We start from the raw sequence: 21014 nt of genomic DNA on the forward strand, positions 1-21014 counted from the left end.
GAGGCCCTGCCACCATGCCCCTGCCCCCCGCCCCCAGCCGGCGCGCTGCACTCCTCGCGCCAGAAGCCTTTGAAGTCACGGCCCGCCCTCGCGTAGCGACCACCTCCGCCAACGAACCGGTGGCCGCGCCCCTGCGCACTGCAGCAACCCCGGCCCGCACCGGGCGCAAGGCAGACAGCGTGGCCTCTGCGCTGGCAGTGCCCGATACCGCACCTCTGGTCCAGGTCGAGACCCGCGCCCGCACAACCGAACCCGTCACCGCTCCCGTGGCTCGCAGCACAGGGGCTCGCAAGGCACGGGGCACCAGCGCCGCAGCGGCCGCTACCCCCAGCGCCGCACCAGCCCCCGCAACCACCACCCGCGCCCGCAAATCTGCGCCACAAGGGCCGACCAAGCTCTTCGTGTTGGACACGAATGTGCTGCTGCACGACCCGACCAGCCTGTTCCGCTTTGAAGAGCACGACATCTTCCTGCCGATGATCGTGCTGGAAGAACTGGACGGCCACAAGAAGGGCATGACCGAAGTCGCCCGTAATGGCCGCCAGGCCAGCCGCACCCTGGACGCGCTGGCTGCCGCACAGGGCGCCGACATGGCCAAGGGCCTCAAGCTCGACTCCACCGGCCAGCGTGCCGCAGGCGGCCACCTGTTCTTCCAGACCGTGCCGCTGGACTACAGCCTGCCCACCAGCCTGCCGCCGGGCAAGGCCGACAACCAGATCCTGGGCGTGGTGGAAGCGCTGCGCAAGCTGCATGCCCCGCGCGAGGTCGTGCTGGTGTCCAAGGACATCAACATGCGCGTCAAGGCGCGCGCCCTGGGCCTGAACGCCGAGGACTACCAGAACGACAAGACACTGGAAGACGGCGACCTGCTGTACGCCGGCGTGCTGGCCCTGCCACCGGACTTCTGGACCAAGAGCGGCAAGAACGTGGAAAGCTGGCAGAGCGGCGCCCACACCTACTACCGCATTGGCGGACCCATCGTGCCGCAGCTGATGATCAATCAGTTCGTGTACTTCGAGGCGCCCGGCGAGCCCAGCCTGTTCGCGCGTGTGAGCGAAATCCGCGAAAAGACGGCGGTGCTACAAACGCTCAAGGACTATGGCTCTGCCAAAAACGCGGTGTGGGGCGTAACCACCCGCAACCGCGAGCAGAACTACGCCATGAACCTGCTCATGGACCCCGAGATCGACTTCGTGACGCTGACCGGTACCGCTGGCACCGGCAAGACCCTGCTGGCCCTGGCCGCCGGGCTGACACAGGTGCTGGACGACCGCCGCTACACCGAGATCATCATGACCCGTGCCACGGTGAGCGTGGGCGAGGACATCGGCTTTTTGCCCGGCACCGAGGAAGAAAAGATGGGCCCCTGGATGGGCGCGCTGGACGACAACCTGGAGTTTCTGGCCAAGGGCGACGGAGGCAACGCCGGCGAGTGGGGCCGTGCGGCCACCAACGAGCTGATCCGCAGCCGCATCAAGATCAAGAGCATGAACTTCATGCGCGGACGCACCTTCCTGAACAAGTACGTGATCATCGATGAGGCGCAGAACCTGACGCCCAAGCAGATGAAGACGCTCATCACCCGCGCTGGCCCCGGCACCAAGATCATCTGCATGGGTAACCTGGCGCAGATCGACACGCCGTACCTGACCGAAGGCTCGTCCGGCCTGACGTACGCGGTAGACCGCTTCAAGGGCTGGCCACACAGCGGCCACATCACGCTGGCGCGGGGCGAACGCTCACGACTGGCGGACTTCGCCAGCGAGGTGCTCTGAGTTGGCTGCAGGCTGGGTTGCCGCACTGAAGCTGGTGCCCTGGGGCGACGTCATCGAGGCAACGCCCCAGATCCTGCAGGCTGCCAAAAAGCTGCTGGGCACCATACAGAAAGGGAATGCCGACGCTGCAGCGGGCGCACTGGAAGCCGGGGCAGGTGGCGAACCCGCCATGCCGGTCGCCTTGCAGCTCCAGCATCTGCGCGACCGGGTGGCGCAGTTGGAGTTGGAGCAGCAAGAGTCGGCCGTGCTGATCCAGTCGCTGGCCGAACAGAATGCCCAGGTAGTGCGAGCGGTGGAGGTGCTACGGCAGCGCCAGCAACGGCTCACAGTAGCCACAGGCATCCTGGCCGCGGCATGCACGGGGTTGCTGGTGTGGGTGCTGCGGCAGTAGTGCCAATGTGCATACTGCGCGACTGGAGCCACAGACGCTGGACTACATAGCGTCCGCCCTCAGTTGCTATAAATTCTATAGCTGCTAGCGCACATGAATCATGCGCTAGCAGCTATTTTGCTAGAAATCGTCGCCCGAACCCATCGCCAGGTTCTCAAAGCGCGTCTGGTTCTTCTGGAAGAACAGCTTTACCGTACCCGTAGGGCCATTACGCTGTTTGCCGATGATGACCTCGGCCACGTTGGGCTCCTTGGAGTCCTTGTTGTAGTAGTCGTCGCGGTAGATGAACATGATGATGTCCGCGTCCTGCTCGATGGCGCCGGATTCGCGCAGGTCGGACATCATGGGGCGCTTGTCGGTGCGCTGCTCCACCGAACGGTTGAGCTGCGACAGTGCAATCACCGGGCACTGCAGCTCCTTGGCCAGCATCTTGAGGCCCCGGGAGATTTCGCCCAGCTCGGTCGCCCGGTTGTCGGCACTGCCTGCGCCCGAGCCGCTCATGAGCTGCAAATAGTCCACGACGATCAAGCCCAGCTTGCCGCACTGGCGCGCCAGGCGCCGCGCATTGGCGCGCAGCTCGCTGGGCGTGAGCCCGGGGGTTTCATCGATGTGCAGCGACACCGTACGCAGCTTCTCGATGGCCTCAGTCAGGCGCGGCCACTCGTCGTCGGTGAGCTGGCCGGTACGCAAATGCCCCTGGTTCACGCGGCCGATGGAGCCCACGATACGCACCGCGAGCTGTGCGGCCCCCATTTCCATGGAGAAGATGGCGACGGGCAGGCCTTCGTTCAGCGCCACATGCTCGGCAATGTTCACCGCAAACGAGGTCTTGCCCATGGAGGGGCGCGCCGCCAGCACGATCATGTCACCCGCCTGTAGCCCCGAGGTCATGCGGTCCAGGTCAGCAAAGCCGGTGGGAATGCCGGTCACGTCCACCGGGTTGTCGGCCATCTCCTGAACCTTGTCGAGCAGGTCGATCACCAGCGTGTCGAGCGACTGGAAGCCCTGTTTGGTCCGCGATCCCTCTTCGCCAATGGCAAAGATCTTGGCCTCGGCCTCGTCCAGAATGCGCTCCACGGTCTTGCCTTGCGGGTTGAAGGCATTGGTGGAGATTTCATCGCTGGCCGTGACCAGTTTGCGCAGGATGGCACGCTCGCGAACGATCTCTGCATAGCGCCGGATGTTGCTGGCGCTGGGCACGTACTGCGCTAGGTTGTTGAGGTAGGCGAGCCCCCCCATCTCCTGTGCCTTGCCCTGGTTCTGCAGGTGCTCGAACACCGTGATCACATCGGCTGGCTTGCTGGCATTGATCAGCGCGCCGATGGCGGTGTAGATCATCTGGTGTTCATGGCGATAGAAATGGCTCTCCACCAGCAAGTCGCCCACACGGTCCCAGGCGTTGTTGTCCAGCAGCAGCCCCCCCAGCACGCTGGACTCCGCCTCGATGGAGTGCGGCGGCACACGCAACTGGGCAATCTCACGGTCCGGCACGGGCGTGAATCCATCATCAAGGGGTGGGAAAACGGCAGACATGGAATCCTCGGAGCTAACCCGGCATGCTATCGCCCACGCGGCGTGTCGTCATGGCACAAGTCTGTGGATAAGACGGGGGTAACCCGTGGGCAACCGTGTACAAACCACGGTCACACAAAAACAAAAGCCGCCCGAAGGCGGCTTTGTCGAAAAGTCCGAACGGACGATCAGGCGGTTTCGCCGTAGACCGACACGTTGACTTCCACCACCACGTCGGTGTGCAGAGCCACGCTCACAGCGCTGTCGCTCACGACCTTGATCGGGCCGTTGGGCAGGCGGATTTGCGACTTGGCAACCTTGTAGCCTTGCTTGTTCAGCTCTTCGGCGATGTCATGGTTGGTCACGGAACCAAACAGACGGCCATCCACGCCAGCCTTTTGGGTCAGCTTGACGGTGGTACCGGCCAGTTTTTCGCCTTGGGCTTGGGCTTCTGCCAGCTTGGCGGCAGCAGCCTTTTCGAGTTCAGCGCGCTTGGCTTCGAACTCTGCCTTGGCGGCTTCGGTGGCGCGGCGGGCGCGGCCAGCGGGGATCAGAAAGTTGCGGGCGTAGCCGTCTTTGACCTTGACGATTTCACCGAGGTTGCCGAGGTTCACAACCTTGTCGAGCAGAATGATTTGCATGGGTTGTGCTCCTTAGATCTTGTGCTGGTCGCTGTAAGGCACCAGGGCCAGGAAGCGGGCGCGCTTGATGGCAGTGTTCAGCTGACGCTGGAAGATGGCGCGCGTGCCGGTCAGGCGTGCGGGGATGATCTTGCCGTTTTCGGCGATGAAATCACGCAGCGTGTCGACATCCTTGTAGTCGATTTCTTCAACACCGGTCACCGTGAAGCGGCAGAAGCGCTTGCGCTTGAACAGCAGGGACTGTGTGTTGCGCTTTGGGCGCTTGTCTTTGTTGAACTTCTTGAACGTGGCCATTGCGGACCCCTTGAAAATTAATTTTGTTGAATATCCTGGATGTGCAGCACTGCGTTCTTGCCGTTGCGCGGCGTGGCCAGAAATCCAGAGAAAGTCCAGAGACTTCCGATGTTCTGCCTTGCCAGTCGCTCGGCCATCGCTCCAAACGCGGTGGCCTTCATGGCAGCCTTGACTTCGCGGGGGTGGCCTGCCTCGGTTTGCTGGGACTCGTGTTCGAGGCGCAGCGAGATGGCAGGCAATCCGGCAGGCGTGTATCGCAGGGGTTCAGCCTCTGCGATACAGGCGGTCAAGACGACGCGGTTCTCCACTCCAAAGAGAGAAGAGGATCAGCGCTCGCCGGCCGCTGCGTATTCAGCTTGGCTGGCCTTGCGGGCTTCTTCGCGCTCCACGGTCTTCATCATGGAGGAAGGACCAGTTTCGGCCTTCTTCTTTTGCACGGTCAGGTGGCGCAGCACGGCGTCGTTGAACTTGAAGGCGTGCTCCAGTTCAGCCATCACAGCCTGGTCGGCTTCGATGTTTACGCACAGGTAGTGGGCCTTGGCCAGCTTGTTGATCAGGTACGCCAGTTGACGGCGGCCCCAGTCTTCCACGCGGTGCACCTTGCCACCGCCAGCGGTGATCATGCCCTTGTAGCGCTCCAGCATGGCTGGCACTTGTTCGCTTTGATCCGGATGGATCAACAAAATGATTTCGTAATGACGCATGCAGACTCCTTTTGGGTGAGACCACCCACCGCGTCTAGAAGTGGTGTGGCAAGGGAAAGCCTGCGATTATAACCCGACCGCTCGCGCTTGTACACTCAGCACCTCCACCACCGCATCGCCCACATCCCATTTGTTCAGCCCTGGGAGATCCGGCCCTTGCAAAAACGGCGGTTGGGCCGACATGCCCCATAACTCACTTGCACCAGTCCGGGTCGTCACAACGACAAATCCCTGGCGCAGACCTTGATATTGCCCGGCGAGCCCCCAGATGCCGCGCGTACCGTTTTTTTACCTCTTCACCTACTGACATGTCAGACCACAGCCAAACCAACCCCGCCCAGAGCGCCCCCGCCCCCGAAGAAGTCGAAGCCGCCATGGCTGCCCACGCCTCCGATGAGCTGGCTCGCCTGCAGGGCGAGCTGGCCGAGCTGAAGGCCAAGAGCGCCGATCTGGCCGACCAGTTCCTGCGTGCCAAGGCCGAGGCGGAGAACGCCCGCCGTCGCGCTGAAGAGGAAGTGTCCAAGGCCCGCAAATTCGGCATCGAGAGTTTTGCCGAGAGCCTGCTGCCCGTGGCCGACAGCCTGGATGCCGCACTGGCCATCAAGGAAGCCACCCCCCAGCAGCTGCGTGAAGGCGCCGACGCCACGCTGCGCCAGCTGACTTCGGCCCTCGAGCGCAACAAGGTGGTGGCCATCAACCCCGCTGCAGGCGCCAAGTTCGACCCCCACCAGCACCAGGCCATCAGCGTGGTGCCCGCAGAACAAGAAGCCAACACGGTGGTCGCCGTGCTGCAAAAGGGCTATGTGATCGCAGAGCGCGTGCTGCGCCCCGCCCTGGTCACCGTGGCGGCCCCCAAATAAAAGCCGCAAAAAATCGCCCCGGAAGACTTGAACCCCACCAAGTTATCCACAAGTTACTAGCCATCCACACATTCAAGCATTCGGAGAAAAATCATGGGAAAAATCATCGGCATTGACCTGGGCACCACCAACAGCTGCGTCTCCATCATGGAGGGCAACACCACCCGCGTGATCGAAAACAGCGAAGGTGCGCGCACCACGCCGTCCATCGTGGCTTACCAGGAAGACGGCGAGATCCTCGTCGGCGCATCCGCCAAGCGCCAGGCCGTGACCAACCCCAAGAACACGCTGTTCGCGATCAAGCGCCTGATCGGCCGCAAGTTCACCGAAAAGGAAGTGCAAAAGGACATCGACCTGATGCCCTACTCCATCGTGGCCGCCGACAACGGTGACGCCTGGGTGGAAGTGCGCGGCAAGAAGCTGTCGGCCCAGCAAGTGTCGGCCGACATCCTGCGCAAGATGAAGAAGACCGCCGAGGACTATCTGGGCGAGCCCGTGACCGAGGCCGTGATCACTGTGCCCGCGTACTTCAACGACGCTCAGCGTCAGGCCACCAAGGACGCCGGCCGCATTGCAGGCCTGGACGTCAAGCGCATCATCAACGAACCCACCGCTGCGGCCCTGGCCTTCGGCCTGGACAAGCAGGAAAAGGGCGACCGCAAGATTGCTGTGTATGACCTGGGTGGCGGTACGTTCGACGTGTCCATCATCGAAATCGCCGACGTGGACGGCGAAAAGCAGTTCGAAGTGCTGTCGACCAACGGCGACACCTTCCTGGGCGGCGAAGACTTCGACCAACGCATCATTGACTACATCATCAGCGAGTTCAAGAAAGAGCAAGGCGTGGACCTCTCCAAGGACGTCCTGGCCCTGCAACGCCTGAAGGAAGCTGCTGAAAAGGCCAAGATCGAGCTGTCCAACTCAGCCTCCACCGACATCAACCTGCCCTACATCACGGCAGACGCTTCGGGCCCCAAGCACCTGAACATCAAGCTGACCCGCGCCAAGCTGGAAGCCCTGGTGGAAGAGTTGATCGAGCGCACCATCGCTCCTTGCCGCATGGCCATCAAGGACGCTGGCGTGTCCGTGTCCGACATCCATGACGTGATCCTGGTCGGCGGCATGACCCGTATGCCCAAGGTGCAAGAGAAGGTCAAGGAGTTCTTCGGCAAGGACCCCCGCAAGGACGTGAACCCTGACGAAGCCGTGGCCGTGGGCGCCGCCATTCAAGGCCAGGTGCTGTCGGGCGACCGCAAGGACGTGCTGCTGCTGGACGTGACCCCCCTGTCGCTGGGTATCGAAACCCTGGGCGGTGTGATGACCAAGATGATCACCAAGAACACGACCATCCCGACGAAGTTCGCACAGACCTTCTCGACGGCCGACGACAACCAGCCTGCCGTGACCATCAAGGTCTACCAGGGTGAGCGCGAAATGGCTTCGGGCAACAAGCTGCTGGGCGAATTCAATCTGGAAGGTATTCCACCGGCAGCCCGTGGTGTTCCACAGATCGAAGTGTCGTTCGACATCGACGCCAACGGCATCTTGCACGTGGGCGCCAAGGACAAGGGCACCGGCAAGGAAAACAAGATCACCATCAAGGCCAACTCGGGCCTGTCGGAAGAAGAAATTCAGAAGATGGTGAAGGACGCCGAGCTGAACGCCGCGGACGACAAGAAGAAGCTGGAGCTGGTGCAGGCCCGCAACCAGGGTGAAGCTGCCGTACACAGCGTGAACAAGAGCCTCGCCGAGCATGGCGACAAGCTCGAAGCCGGCGAAAAGGACGCCATCACCGCCGCCGTGAAGGCCCTGGAAGAAGCCCTGAAGGGTGAAGACAAGGCTGCTATCGACGAAAAGACGACCGCGCTGATGGCCGCCAGCCAGAAGCTGGGCGAGAAGATGTACGCCGAATCGCAGGCAGCGCAAGCCGCCCAGGCGGCTGGTGGTGCAGACGCCGCAGGTGCATCGGCTGGTGCAGCCAACAAGCCCGCCGATGACGACAACGTCGTCGATGCCGAGGTGAAGGAAGTCAAGAAGGGCTGAACGAGCCCCCGTTGACCCGAGCCGCCGCGCATTGCTCTGAGGGGCTGCGCGGCGTTCCTGTTCCAACTGGGTTCTGAATCACTATGTCCAAACGAGACTTTTACGAAATCCTGGGCGTTCCGAAAAACGCCTCGGACGAAGAAATCAAGAAGGCCTATCGCAAGCTGGCGATGAAGCATCACCCTGACCGCAACCAGGGTGATGCCGCCAAGCCTGCCGAAGAGAAATTCAAGGAAGCCAAAGAGGCCTACGAGATGCTCTCCGACCCGCAAAAGCGGGCCGCCTACGACCAGTACGGCCACGCCGGTGTGGACCCCAACATGCGCGGCCCCGGCGGTGCAGGGGCCGAAGGGTTCGGCGGTTTTGCCGAGGCGTTTGGCGACATCTTCGGCGACATGTTCGGCCAGCAAGGCCGTGGCCGGGGCGCCGGCGGACGCCAGGTGTACCGAGGCTCCGACCTCAGCTACGCCATGGAGATCACACTGGAAGAAGCCGCGCGCGGCAAGGATGCACAGATCCGCATCCCCTCCTGGGACACCTGCGACACCTGCCATGGCAGCGGCGCCAAGCCTGGCACCAGCGCGAAGACCTGCGGCACCTGCCAGGGCGCAGGCACGGTGCAGATGCGCCAGGGCTTCTTCAGCGTGCAGCAGACCTGCCCCCACTGCCGCGGCACGGGCAAGATCATTCCTGAGCCCTGCACGACCTGCCACGGCCAGGGCAAGCTCAAGAAGCAAAAAACGCTGGAAGTGAAGATCCCGGCCGGTATCGACGATGGCATGCGCATCCGCAGCACGGGCAACGGCGAACCGGGCACCAACGGCGGCCCGCCAGGTGACCTTTACATCGAGATCCGCCTGAAAAAGCACGACATCTTCGAGCGGGACGGTGACGACCTGCACTGCCAGGTGCCCGTGAGCTTCATTACGGCGGCGCTCGGCGGCGAGATCGAGGTGCCCACGCTCGCCGGCAAGGCCGCGATCGACATCCCCGAAGGCACCCAGGCCGGCAAGCAGTTCCGCCTGCGCGGCAAGGGCATCAAGGGTGTGCGCGCCAGCTACCCCGGCGACCTGTACTGCCACATCGCGGTCGAGACGCCGGTGAAGCTTACCGAGCACCAGCGCAAGCTGCTGCGCGAGCTGGAAGACTCCCTCAAGAAGGGCGGCGCACGCCATTCGCCCAGTGGCGAGAGCTGGACGGATCGCTTGAAGAACTTCTTCAGCTGATCCCGCGCTGCGCCCCTTTCAAACCGCCCTCGGCCTCACGGCCCGGGCGGTTTTTTCATGCGTGTTGCAGGCGGCAGAGCCAACCCTGTGGCCTTGCCAGGCCGCTCGTGCAGAGGCGCGCGGTAGAAGCCCAGAATGCGGCGCACGTACTCGCGCGTCTCGCCGTAGGGCGGCACGCCGCCATGGCGCTCCACTGCTTTTTCGCCCGCGTTGTAGGCGGCCGAGGCCAGCGCCACATCCCCCCCAAAACGGTCCAGCAGCCACCGCAGGTAGGTCAGCCCGCCACGCACGTTCTGCTCAGGGTTCCACACGTCGCGCACGCCAAAGCGCTCTGCGGTCTCGGGGATCAGTTGCATCAGCCCCTGCGCATTCTTGGACGACAGCGCCCGGGCCTGGAAGTTGGACTCCGACCGCACGATGGCCAGCGCCAGTCGCGGGTCCACTTCGAAGCGGGGGGCTAGCCGCTGCACCAGCTCAGCATGGCGGCGCTTGTCGTCGGGCAGGTTGCTGACGTAGCGGTCCACCACATCGTGGGGTACGACCTCCTGGGCAGAATCGCGCACCCCCAGCCGAGGCGCCTCGCCCGTGGTCAAGCAGTCCGGCAGACGGTCGCCTGGCACAAGGCCTTCGGCCAAGCTGCGCGCCTTTTCGTGCCCACGCTGCGCGGCCAAAGCCAGCAAAGTGGCGGCGGCCACCGGATCAGGCACTACATCGCGCCCCTGCATCAGCAGGCGGCCCAATCGGTATTGCGCCTCCACGCTGCCATAGCGCGCCGCTTCGCAGTACCGCTGCGCTGCGCGGTGCGGCTGGCGACGCGCTTCGGCCGCGTAGCCCTCTTCCAGCCAGCGCGACAAAACGGGCGCCTCATCAGCCCACTCTGGCGGTTCATCCGGGGCCTGCGCTCGCGCGCCCGCTCCACAGGACAGCAAAACCGCTGCCAACAAGGCGCCATGTGCGTGACAGGAAAATCTGGGTTCCATACCTCAACCTTTTTGGATGAAGGTCCCGCCAAACGGGGCATCAGGAGTTGGGCTCCCCACTGTAGTACCGCCAAAGGATCTGCAACAGAAAAACATTGCCAGCGGGATTTTCTTGATCTGAGGCAAGAATCCGCCCGCTAGCCGCCGCCCCCCGGACCACCTGCGCAGTAGCATGAAAGCCCGCACGGCGGCTCTGGGGCCGCATTCCGTTACACAAGGAACAAGAGGCATCGGCATGAACGTCAACATCACCTTCCTGGGCGGCTCCGGCACTGTCACCGGTTCCAAGTACCTGGTGCACTACAACGGCAAAAGCCTGCTGGTCGATTGCGGTCTTTTCCAGGGCTACAAGCAACTGCGCCTGCGCAACTGGCAGCCCCTGCCTGTCACGCCACACCAGATCGACGCCGTGTTGCTGACCCACGCCCACCTGGACCACAGCGGCTACCTGCCCTTGCTGGCGCGCGACGGCTATACCCACGCCATCCATTGCACGCCGGGCACGCGCGACCTGTGCACCATCCTGCTGCCTGACAGCGGGCACCTGCAGGAAGAAGACGCCGCCTTCCTCAACCGCCACCAGCTCAGCAGCCACAGCCCCGCCCTGCCCCTGTATACCCGGCTGGATGCACTGCACTGCCTCAAGCAGTTCCAGATCCATCCGTTCCACAAAGCCTTCGAGCCCTTGCCCGGCTGGCGCGTGACCTTTTCGCCTGCGGGCCACATCCTGGGGGCGGCCAGCGTGCTGCTGGAGGTGGGAGGCAGGCGCATCCTGTTCTCCGGCGACCTGGGTCGGCCGGACGACTTGCTGATGAACCCACCAGACGCCTCGCCACAGGCGGACACGGTGCTCATCGAATCCACCTACGGCGACCGCGAGCACCCGCCTGAGGGCCTGCTCGACGAACTGGGCCCCGCCCTGCAGCGCCTGGCTGCACGCGGGGGTATCGCCGTGGTGCCCGTGTTCGCCGTGGGCCGCGCACAGGTCGTGCTGCACGCCATCGGGTTGCTGAAGGCACAGGGCGTGGTACCCGCATCGCTCAAAGTGTTCCTGGACAGCCCCATGGCTGTGAGCACCACGGGGCTGTTCCAGCACCACATGCAGGAACACCGCCTGAGCGGGCGCGAAGTGCAGGCGCTGGAACATGGCGCCACCATGGTCCAGACGACGGAACAATCCAAAGGCTTGGCCCGGCTGCATGGGCCCATGGTCATTCTGTCGGCCAGCGGCATGGCCACCGGGGGCCGCGTACTGCACCACTTGGCGCTGCACGCGGGCGACCACCGCAACATGATCATCCTGACCGGGCACCAGGCGCCGGGCACGCGCGGCGCCCGCCTGGCCGAGGGCGAGAAAAACATCCGCATCCACGGCCAGGACGTGGCTGTTCGAGCCGAAGTGGTCAAGCTGTCTTCCGCATCGGCCCATGCGGACGGCAACCAGCTCATCGCCTGGCTGCGCAGCATGGGCCACGCGCCCGACCAGGTGTATGTGGTGCATGGCGAAATGGATGCTGCCGACCGGTTGCGCCAGCGCATTGAGCACGAACTGCGTTGGCGGGCCTCGGTGCCCGAACACGGCAGCACCTGCGCGGCCTGAGCCTCGGTGTCGTTCTGTGCGCCAGGAGAGCAGTTCTAGCGCAGAACGGCATCGCGGCCATCGCGTATCGCGATGACAAACTATCAACAATGGGGAGAAAATATGAAACCTTCTCTTTTTGAGAAGTCAAAACCCCATGAAAAGCTCCGAGCGCAGTTTTGCGCGCCGTATTGACCTCACCTCGCTGCAATTGTTTGTGGCTGTGTGCGAGCTCGGCAGTATCGGCCGTGCGGCCGAGCGCGAATTCATCGCGGCGTCGGCCGTGAGCAAGCGCCTGTCGGATCTGGAAACGGCCGTGGACACGGCCCTGCTCTACCGCCACAGCCGGGGCGTGACGCTCACGCCCGCTGGCGAGAGCCTCCTGCACCATGCGCGCACCGTGCTGTTCGGCCTGGAGCGCATGCAGGGCGAGCTGAGCGAATACGCCGACGGCGTGCGCGGCCATGTCCGCATGCACGCCAACATTTCGGCCATCTTCCAGTTTCTACCAGAAGACCTGGGCGCCTTCGCGCGCGAGCACAGCCAGATCAAGATCGATCTGCAGGAGCATCTCTCCAGCGACGTGCTGCACGCGGTGCAAGAAGGCGCCGCCGACCTGGGCATTTGCAACGTCGGCATGGCGAACAGTGGCGGTGCCCTGGCGCTGCAATCCCGCCCCTACCGCGCTGACAATCTGGTGCTGGTTGTGCCCCGAGCGCATGAATTGTCTGCGCTGGATGCTATTAATTTTGAAGAAGTCCTGGACTGGGACATCGTGGGCTTGCACGCCAACAGCAGCATCAGCCTGGCCATGCGCGCAGCCGCAGCCGCTGCCGGGCGCCCGCTGCGCCAACGCATCCAGGTCACGGGGCTCGATGCCATGTGCCGCATGATCGACAACGGCCTGGGCGTGGGCCTGCTGCCCGATCGGGCGTTTGCACTGATGCGCGGCGTGGGCAACCTGCAGGCCATCCCGCTGACCGATGCCTGGGCGCACCGCGAACTGCGTGTGGTGGCCCGCGACTTTGACGCCCTGCCCGTCACAGCCCGATTGCTGGTGGAACACCTGGCACCGCGGCCGGAGCCACCCTCGGCGCCAACAGCCCCCGACACTAAAATCCAATCCCCCACCTGAAGCCCGAAAGCAGAAAGAAAGCCACGCCATGGGACGCACCCTGTACGACAAGATCTGGGACGAGCATGTTGTCCACACCGAAGAGGACGGCACCTCCATCCTCTACATCGACCGCCATCTGGTGCACGAAGTGACCAGCCCCCAGGCGTTTGAAGGCCTGCGCGAGGCGGGCCGCAAGGTCTGGCGCATGAGCTCCATCGTGGCCACTGCCGACCACAACACGCCCACCACGGGCTGGGAGAACGGCTACGACGGCATCACCGATCCGATCAGCAAGGAACAGATCACCACGCTGAACGACAACATCGCGCAGATCACGCCGGCAGCGTTCTTCCCCTTCATGCACAAGCGCCAAGGCATCGTGCACGTGATCGGCCCCGAAAACGGCGCCACCCTGCCCGGCATGACCGTGGTCTGCGGCGACAGCCACACCAGCACACACGGCGCGTTTGGCGCACTGGCGCACGGCATCGGCACCTCTGAGGTCGAGCACGTGATGGCCACCCAGACCCTGCTGGCAAAGAAGGCCAAGAACATGCTGGTGCAGGTGGACGGCACGCTGGCCAAGGGCGTGACGCCCAAGGACGTGGTGCTGGCCATCATCGGCAAGATCGGCACCGCCGGCGGCACGGGCTACACCATTGAATTTGCAGGCTCTGTCTTCCGCGCCATGAGCATGGAAGGCCGCATGACCGTGTGCAACATGGCCATCGAGGCCGGTGCCCGCGCCGGCCTGGTGGCGGTGGATGACAAGACCATTGAATACGTCAAGGGCCGCCCCCTGTCGCCCACGGGCGTGGAGTGGGACCAGGCCGTGGCGTACTGGAAGACGCTGCACTCTGACCCCGACGCAAAGTTCGACACCGTCGTCAAGCTCGACGCGGCCGAGATCGTGCCCCAAGTCACCTGGGGCACCAGCCCCGAGATGGTGCTGGGCGTGGACGCCCGCGTGCCGGACCCTGACAAGGAAAAGGACGCCAACAAACGTGGCGCCATCGAGCGCGCCTTGACCTACATGGGCCTCACGCCCGGCAAACCGATCAACGACATCACCATCGACAAGGTGTTCATCGGCAGCTGCACCAACAGCCGCATCGAAGACATGCGCGAAGCCGCGGCCGTGGTGAAGAACCTGGGCCGCAAGGTGGCCAGCAATGTGAAGCTGGCCATGGTGGTACCCGGCTCGGGCCTGGTCAAGGAACAGGCCGAGCGCGAGGGCCTGGACCAGATTTTCAAGGCCGCAGGCTTTGAATGGCGCGAGCCCGGCTGCAGCATGTGCCTGGCCATGAACGCCGACCGCCTGGAGCCCGGCGAGCGTTGCGCATCGACCAGCAACCGCAACTTTGAAGGCCGCCAGGGCGCTGGGGGCCGTACCCATCTCGTGAGCCCCGCCATGGCAGCTGCTGCTGCCGTGCACGGGCATTTCGTAGACATCCGCCAATTTGCCTGAAGGAGCTTTGCCATGAAAACCACCGCTACCCTCATCGCTTTGACCCTCACGTTCCTGCTGGCCGGTTGCAACACCGTCAAGGGTGTGGGCCAGGACATCGGCAAGGCCGGATCGGCCATCGAGCGCGCAGCCAAATAAGGCCCCCTGACATGCAGAAATTCACCCTCCACAAAGGCCTCGTGGCTCCCATGGACCGCGAGAACGTCGATACCGACGCCATCATTCCCAAGCAGTTCCTCAAGTCGATCAAGAAGACGGGCTTTGGCCCCAACCTGTTTGACGAATGGCGCTACCTGGACAAGGGCGAGCCGGGCATCCCCGAAAGCCAGCGCAAGCCCAACCCCGACTTTGTGCTGAACCAGCCACGTTACAAAGGCGCCAGCATCCTGATCGCGCGCAAGAACTTTGGCTGCGGCTCCAGCCGCGAACACGCGCCCTGGGCGCTGGACCAGTTCGGCTTTCGCGCCGTGATCGCGCCCAGCTTTGCCGACATCTTCTTCAACAACTGCTTCAAAAACGGCCTGCTGCCCATCGTGCTGCCTGAGGCCACCGTCGCCCAGCTGTTCGACGAAGTGGCGGCCTTCCCGGGCTACCAGCTCACCATCGACCTGGAGCGCCAGGTCATCGTGCGCCCCCAGGGCGAGGAAATCCCGTTCGAGGTGCAGGCCTTCCGCAAGTACTGCCTGCTCAACGGTTTTGACGACATCGGCCTGACCCTGCGCCAGTCGGACAAGATCAAGGCCTTTGAAGCCCAGCGCCTGGCCACCAAGCCCTGGCTGGCACACACCATGGTGTCGTAACCCCAATATTCAGCCCAATTGGCTGCAAGCGCTACATCCATATGCGCTGACAGCTATCAAAAACAAAGCAAAACCAATGAAAATCGCAGTTCTGCCGGGTGACGGCATCGGTACCGAAATCGTGGCCGAGGCCGTCAAGGTCCTCAACGCACTCGACCTGAAGTTCGAGATGGAATCGGCACTGGTCGGCGGCGCCGCCTACGAGGCCCACGGCCACCCGCTACCCGAATCCACCCTCAAGCTCGCCAAGGAAGCCGACGCCATCCTGTTCGGCGCCGTGGGCGACTGGAAATACGACAAGCTCGACCGCCCTCTGCGACCCGAGCAAGCCATCCTGGGCCTGCGCAAGAACCTGGGCCTGTTCGCCAATTTCCGTCCCGCGATTTGCTACGAGCAACTGGTGGGCGCATCGAGCCTCAAGCCCGAGCTGATCGCGGGCCTGGACATCCTCATCATCCGCGAGCTGACGGGCGACATCTACTTCGGTCAACCCCGTGGCCGCCGCACGGCAGTGGATGGCCACTTCCCTGGCGCCGAAGAAGCGTTCGACACCATGCGCTACTCGCGCCCCGAGATCGAGCGCATCGCCCATGTCGCCTTCCAGGCCGCCCGCAAGCGCAACAAGAAGGTCACCAGCGTGGACAAGGCCAACGTGCTGGAAACCTTCCAGTTCTGGAAGGACGTGATGACCGAAGTGGGCCAGCAGTACCCCGACGTCGAACTGCAGCACATGTACGTGGACAACGCGGCCATGCAACTGGTCAAGGCCCCCAAGGCGTTCGACGTGGTGGTGACCGGCAACATGTTTGGCGACATCTTGAGCGACGAAGCCTCCATGCTCACCGGCTCCATCGGCATGCTGCCCTCGGCCAGCCTGAACAGCAGCAACCAGGGCCTGTACGAGCCCAGCCACGGCAGCGCCCCTGACATCGCCGGCAAGGGCGTGGCCAACCCGCTGGCCACCATCCTCTCCGCCGCGATGATGCTGCGCTTCAGCCTGAACCAGGAAGCCGCCGCCCAGCGCATCGAAGCGGCCGTACAAAAGGTGCTGGCCCAAGGCCTGCGCACCCCCGACATCTACAGCGAAGGCACCACCAGGGTCGGCACAGCGCAGATGGGCGACGCCGTGGTGAAGGCGCTGCAAGCGTAAACCGCGCCAGCCCCCACGAGCTGCTCGTAGCGGCGGCAAGCGGCATCCATCCAAGGCGACCCTCTGTGGTCGCCTTTTTCATGGGCAGGCACCGGCTCGCAGATCCACCCAGCCCTTTAGGGGGCGTTGCACAGCGCTTCATGGCATTCGCGCAACGCTGCAAGCCCCGTGCAAGCCGCGATCCATTACAATCACCCCCATGTTTGCCGCCCGCCCGTTCGCCCTGAACACCGCTACTGCCGCCCTGGCAGGCGTGGCTGTGCGCGCAATCACCACCAAAACCACGACCATTATTAAGGGCTGATCCAGCTCCGGTACCGTCGTGCGCCCTCTCCCGGCCAGACGAGCCGGGGCAAACAGTCTGGTCTGGCACTGTTTCTTAATCTGAAAGGGGCGTTGAAATGAGCAAGTTGGTAGGTTTGGTCGGCTGGCGCGGCATGGTCGGCTCGGTGTTGATGGACCGCATGGTCGAGGAAAAAGACTTCGACCTGATTGAGCCATTGTTCTTCTCCACCTCCAACGCCGGCGGCAAGGCCCCTGCGCAGGCCAAGAACGAAACCACCCTGCAAGACGCCTTCAACATCGACGCCCTCAAGCGCTGCGACATCATCATCACCGCGCAAGGCGGCGACTACACCACCGAAGTCTTCCCCAAGCTGCGCGCTGCGGGCTGGAACGGCCACTGGATCGACGCCGCCTCCACCCTGCGCATGGAAAAGGACGCGGTCATCATCCTCGACCCCGTGAACATGCCCGTCATAAAGGACGCGCTGGCCAACGGTGGCAAGAACTGGGTGGGCGGCAACTGCACCGTGAGTTGCATGCTGATGGGCGTGGGTGCACTTTACAAGGCCGGTCTGGTCGAGTGGATGAGCACCCAGACCTACCAGGCCGCGTCCGGCGGCGGCGCGCAGCACATGCGCGAACTGCTCACGCAATACGGCACGCTGAACGCCGAGGTGAAGGCCCTGCTCGACGACCCCAAGAGCGCCATCCTGGAAATCGACCGCAAGGTCATTGCCAAGCAGCGCGCCCTGACCGGCGCCGAAACCGCCAACTTCGGCGTGCCCCTGGGCGGCTCGCTGATCCCCTGGATCGACAAGGATCTGGGCAACGGCCAGTCCAAGGAAGAGTGGAAGGGCATGGCCGAGACCAACAAGATTTTGGGCCTGGGCGAGGGCTTTGGCTCTGCAGCCATTCCCGTGGACGGCTTCTGCGTGCGTGTGGGTGCCATGCGTTGCCACAGCCAGGCGCTGACCTTCAAGCTCAAGAAGGATGTGCCCGTGGCCGACCTCGAAGCCATGATCGCCGCCGACAACGAATGGGTGAAGGTGGTACCCAACACCCGCGAAGCCACGATCAAGGACCTGACCCCCGTGGCAGTGACCGGCACTATGACCATCCCCGTGGGCCGCATCCGCAAGCTGGCCATGGGCCCTGAATACGTGGGCGCCTTCACGATTGGCGATCAGTTGTTGTGGGGCGCCGCAGAGCCCCTGCGCCGCATGCTGCGCATCTTGCTCAACGCCTGATAACCCGCTGCAAAAAGCGCGCGCAATCCCCATTGCGCGCGCTTTTTTGTGCCTGGACCTTCGACACACTCGGTTACGCGGCGTTGGCAATTGGCAACAACTGCACGCCCCAATTTGGGGCGCCGGGACCCCTCTCAAAGCTTCGGAGCCACCTCAGCTTGTCAGTGCAAAACATTGATGCTATGGTGCTTTTTACATATTTTCACGCGCCGGGGCGGGACCAGACCATGACAAAAAAAGCACCGCTCGTCCGAGCCGCACAAAATCCTCATCAGTTGTTGGCAAACATGCATCGTTGGAAATTTTCTGTCCTGGCGGCCGCGGCCGTGGCTTGCGCTGGCTTCTACACCAGCGACGCGTCTGCGCTGGCACTGGGCCGCATCACCGTGCAGTCTGCCCTGGGCGAACCCCTGCGCGCTGAAATCGACCTGCCACAAATCACCCCCGCAGAAGCTGACTCGCTGCGAGCCACAACGGCAGCCCCCGAAGTCTTCCGTGCCCAGGGCATGGAATACACGCAGACCATGAACAACCTGCAGATCCAGCTGCAGCGCCGCGCTGACGGCACCGCCGTGTTGCGCTTGTCCAGCGACCGGCCCGTGAATGAACCCTTCCTGGACTTGGTGCTGGATGCCAACTGGGGATCGGGCCGCATCGTTCGCAGCTATACCATGCTGTTCGATCCGCCCAGCATGCGCCGCACAGCGCCTGCGGTCACAGCGGCACCCCAGATTTCTGCACCTGCTGCACCCCAGGTGCCAGCAACCCGCCCAGCAGCAACGGCCCGCGCCAGCGAGCCTGCGGCAGCTCCGGCCGCGCCGCGCGCAGCCGCGCCCCGCCCCGCACCGGCAGACGGTGTGACAGTGCAGGCAGGCGACACCGCAGGCCGCCTTGCCAACGCGTACAAGCCTGCTGGCGTGTCGCTCGACCAGATGCTGGTCGCCATGATGCGCGCCAACCCGGATGCATTCATTCAAGGTAACGTCAACCGCCTGAGGGCTGGCGCCGTGCTGCAGATGCCTGACCAGGCCGTAGCACAATCCACCCCCGCCCCTGAAGCACGACAGATTTTGGCAGCCCAGGCTCGGGACTTCAATGACTTCCGCCGCAAGCTGGCGGGGGCAGCCCCTTCGACCGAAGTGGCAGCGGCCCAGCGCTCTGCCTCCGGCAGCGTCCAGACGCGCGTCGAAGACAAAAAGCCCGCGACAGCGGCACCTGACAAGCTCACTCTGTCCAAAGGCTCCGTCAAAGGCCAAAAGGCGGCCGAAGAGCAAGTCGCCAAGGACAAACAGGCCAGCGAAGCCGCCACGCGGATGGCGGAGTTGTCCAAGAACATTACCGATCTGAACAAGCTGAGCGCTGCGTCCGCAGCTGCCGGCAGCAGTGCCGCGCCGGCCGCCGCAGGTGCCGCCAGCGCGCCAGCAGGGGTGGCAGTGCAGACCCCAGCCGTGCCGGCCACACCGACCGCGCCCGCTGCACCTGCAGCCCCCGCTTCTGCTCCCGAGGCAGCAGCCAGCACGCCGGCAGACACCCCAGTGGCAGCAGAAGCGGCTGCCTCGGCTTCCGCCGCAGAGGCTTCCGCCCCCACACCTGCACCCAAGCCAGCGCCTACTCCCAAGCCTGCCCCCGCGCCTGTGGAAGAGCCCGGCTTCTTGTCCACCCTCATGGACGACCCGCTGCTGCCCGTCGGCGGCGGCATCCTGGTCGCGGGTCTGCTCGGGTTTGGCGCCTACCGCCTGGTCCAGCGCCGTCGCCAGAACGGCGGGGTGGACAGCTCCTTCCTCGAAAGCCGCATTCAGCCCGACTCGTTCTTTGGTGCCAGCGGCGGCCAGCGCGTAGACACGGCCAACAGCGACATGACCACGGGCTCGTCCATGGCCTACTCTCCCAGCCAGCTGGATGCAGGCGGTGACGTAGACCCTGTGGCAGAAGCCGATGTGTATCTGGCCTACGGCCGCGATCTCCAGGCCGAAGAAATCCTGAAAGAGGCCGTGCGCCACAACCCCGGCCGCGTCTCGGTGCACGTCAAACTGGGCGAAATCTACGCCAAGCGCCAGGACCGCAAAGCCCTGGAGGCTGTCGCGGGTGAAGTGTTCAAGCTGACCCAAGGCGAAGGGCCTGACTGGAACCGGATTGCTGAACTCGGGCGTGACCTGGAACCCGAAAACCGCCTGTACCAACCCGGCGGCCGCCCCGGCATGGCCGAAGATGAATCACCCTCGGTGCCACCGGGCGGCTTCCCCAGCACATTCACGGGCGCAGGCAGCCCTGCTGCAGCCTTGCCACCGGACCTGGACCTCGATCTGGATCTGGACCTGCCCGATGACGCGCTGACGGATGCGCCGCCAGCAGCAGCCGGTGGGTTTGCAGCGGCCGCCGCAGCGGCGACTGCAGCCAACAACCGCAGCGAAGCCAGCGAACCACAAACGCTGCGCCCCGAACTGGACTTGCCCAGCATCCCCGAAGAACCTAGCGCCTCGTGGAACAGCCAGGAAACTGCACCCAGCCCCATGATGGCGCCCCCGCCCGTGGCCAATCTGGACTTCCCCAGCGGTGACGACCTGAGCATGGCTCCGTCGGGTCCTATGCCTCTGAGCGGCGAGCCACAGGACTCCGGCCCGATGGAGTTTGACCTGGGCGACCTGTCTCTGGACCTGAACGCCCCCTCCAAGCCCATGGCAGCGCCTGCCGCCAAAGCACCCGCTGCCCCGGCGCCAGAATTTGCCGACGACGGATCGGCCGCAGCACAAGACGACCCTCTGGCCACCAAGCTGGCACTGGCCGAGGAGTTCAACGCCATCGGTGACACGGATGGTGCGCGCACGCTGATTGAAGAAGTGGTGGCAGAGTCCAGCGGTGCCCTCAAGACCCGTGCGCAGCGCATGCTGGCTGAACTGGGCTGATGCCGACCGGCCCATCCGCTGATCTAGCACCCAGCACTT

Annotated in this window: 19 protein-coding genes; 13 read left to right on the top strand and 6 right to left on the bottom strand. The window is 64.0% G+C overall.

All coding sequences use genetic code 11. The features are described 5' to 3' along the window. Window positions 1-14: 14 nt before the first annotated feature. Window positions 15-1775 carry a PhoH family protein gene (locus DNK89_RS05940; protein WP_110959342.1) on the top strand — a complete coding sequence of 587 codons (1761 nt, stop codon included), beginning with the start codon at window positions 15-17 and terminating at the stop codon, window positions 1773-1775. 1 nt (window position 1776) lies between these two features. After that, entirely contained in the window at window positions 1777-2166 is a 390-nt protein-coding gene (locus tag DNK89_RS05945; RefSeq protein WP_110959343.1) for a hypothetical protein, read from the top strand. Between the two features lie 120 nt (window positions 2167-2286). On the opposite strand, the gene dnaB is transcribed toward DNK89_RS05945, so the two are convergent. From dnaB to rpsF, 5 genes are all read right to left on the bottom strand, one after another. Then, window positions 2287-3699 carry a replicative DNA helicase gene (gene dnaB, locus DNK89_RS05950; protein ID WP_043565250.1) on the bottom strand — a complete coding sequence of 471 codons (1413 nt, stop codon included), beginning with the start codon at window positions 3697-3699 and terminating at the stop codon, window positions 2287-2289. 167 nt (window positions 3700-3866) lie between these two features. Beyond that, window positions 3867-4319 (bottom strand): 50S ribosomal protein L9, encoded by a 453-nt coding sequence (gene rplI / locus DNK89_RS05955; RefSeq protein WP_015013247.1) that lies wholly within the window; start codon window positions 4317-4319, stop codon window positions 3867-3869. Window positions 4320-4331: 12 nt separating this feature from the next. Then, on the bottom strand, window positions 4332-4613 hold the full coding sequence (rpsR, locus tag DNK89_RS05960; RefSeq protein WP_005795932.1) for a 30S ribosomal protein S18: 282 nt from the start codon (window positions 4611-4613) through the stop codon (window positions 4332-4334). Between the two features lie 17 nt (window positions 4614-4630). Next, complete coding sequence (gene priB / locus DNK89_RS05965) at window positions 4631-4921, bottom strand: primosomal replication protein N (RefSeq protein WP_110959344.1); 291 nt, start codon at window positions 4919-4921, stop codon at window positions 4631-4633. A gap of 18 nt (window positions 4922-4939) precedes the next feature. Then, window positions 4940-5317 (bottom strand): 30S ribosomal protein S6, encoded by a 378-nt coding sequence (gene rpsF / locus DNK89_RS05970; RefSeq protein ID WP_015013245.1) that lies wholly within the window; start codon window positions 5315-5317, stop codon window positions 4940-4942. A gap of 308 nt (window positions 5318-5625) precedes the next feature. Between rpsF and grpE the strand changes: the two genes are divergently transcribed. The 3 genes from grpE (at window position 5626) to dnaJ (ending at window position 9446) form a co-directional block, all read left to right on the top strand. Beyond that, window positions 5626-6177 carry a nucleotide exchange factor GrpE gene (grpE, locus tag DNK89_RS05975; protein ID WP_015013244.1) on the top strand — a complete coding sequence of 184 codons (552 nt, stop codon included), beginning with the start codon at window positions 5626-5628 and terminating at the stop codon, window positions 6175-6177. A gap of 93 nt (window positions 6178-6270) precedes the next feature. Continuing rightward, window positions 6271-8220, top strand: coding sequence for a molecular chaperone DnaK (dnaK, locus tag DNK89_RS05980; protein ID WP_110959345.1), 1950 nt, complete (start codon window positions 6271-6273; stop codon window positions 8218-8220). Window positions 8221-8303: 83 nt separating this feature from the next. Further along, a complete protein-coding gene (dnaJ, locus tag DNK89_RS05985; RefSeq protein ID WP_015013242.1) occupies window positions 8304-9446 on the top strand; it encodes a molecular chaperone DnaJ in 1143 nt (380 codons plus the stop codon). Window positions 9447-9481: 35 nt separating this feature from the next. On the opposite strand, the gene DNK89_RS05990 is transcribed toward dnaJ, so the two are convergent. Next, a complete protein-coding gene (locus DNK89_RS05990) occupies window positions 9482-10300 on the bottom strand; it encodes a lytic transglycosylase domain-containing protein (RefSeq protein WP_238990709.1) in 819 nt (272 codons plus the stop codon). A gap of 361 nt (window positions 10301-10661) precedes the next feature. On the opposite strand from DNK89_RS05990, the gene DNK89_RS05995 reads away from it, so the two are divergent. The 8 genes from DNK89_RS05995 (at window position 10662) to DNK89_RS06030 (ending at window position 20975) form a co-directional block, all read left to right on the top strand. Then, complete coding sequence (locus tag DNK89_RS05995) at window positions 10662-12026, top strand: MBL fold metallo-hydrolase RNA specificity domain-containing protein (RefSeq protein ID WP_110959347.1); 1365 nt, start codon at window positions 10662-10664, stop codon at window positions 12024-12026. Between the two features lie 136 nt (window positions 12027-12162). Continuing rightward, the gene (locus DNK89_RS06000) at window positions 12163-13140 is read left to right on the top strand and encodes a LysR family transcriptional regulator (RefSeq protein WP_110959348.1); all 978 of its coding nucleotides are present in this window, start codon (window positions 12163-12165) and stop codon (window positions 13138-13140) included. A gap of 28 nt (window positions 13141-13168) precedes the next feature. Then, window positions 13169-14590, top strand: coding sequence for a 3-isopropylmalate dehydratase large subunit (leuC, locus tag DNK89_RS06005; RefSeq protein ID WP_015013239.1), 1422 nt, complete (start codon window positions 13169-13171; stop codon window positions 14588-14590). A 12-nt stretch (window positions 14591-14602) separates the two neighbouring features. Next, entirely contained in the window at window positions 14603-14728 is a 126-nt protein-coding gene (locus DNK89_RS06010) for an entericidin A/B family lipoprotein (protein WP_015013238.1), read from the top strand. Between the two features lie 11 nt (window positions 14729-14739). Beyond that, entirely contained in the window at window positions 14740-15390 is a 651-nt protein-coding gene (gene leuD, locus DNK89_RS06015; protein ID WP_015013237.1) for a 3-isopropylmalate dehydratase small subunit, read from the top strand. 76 nt (window positions 15391-15466) lie between these two features. Next, window positions 15467-16540 (top strand): 3-isopropylmalate dehydrogenase, encoded by a 1074-nt coding sequence (gene leuB, locus DNK89_RS06020; RefSeq protein ID WP_110959349.1) that lies wholly within the window; start codon window positions 15467-15469, stop codon window positions 16538-16540. A gap of 401 nt (window positions 16541-16941) precedes the next feature. Then, a complete protein-coding gene (asd, locus tag DNK89_RS06025) occupies window positions 16942-18072 on the top strand; it encodes an aspartate-semialdehyde dehydrogenase (protein WP_110959350.1) in 1131 nt (376 codons plus the stop codon). A gap of 287 nt (window positions 18073-18359) precedes the next feature. Beyond that, window positions 18360-20975: a FimV/HubP family polar landmark protein gene (locus tag DNK89_RS06030; RefSeq protein WP_203422211.1), complete on the top strand. Its 2616-nt coding sequence runs from the start codon at window positions 18360-18362 to the stop codon at window positions 20973-20975. Window positions 20976-21014: the final 39 nt, after the last annotated feature.

It is taken from the genome of Acidovorax sp. ST3, from assembly GCF_003231145.1.
In the GTDB taxonomy this organism is placed as follows: domain Bacteria; phylum Pseudomonadota; class Gammaproteobacteria; order Burkholderiales; family Burkholderiaceae_C; genus Acidovorax.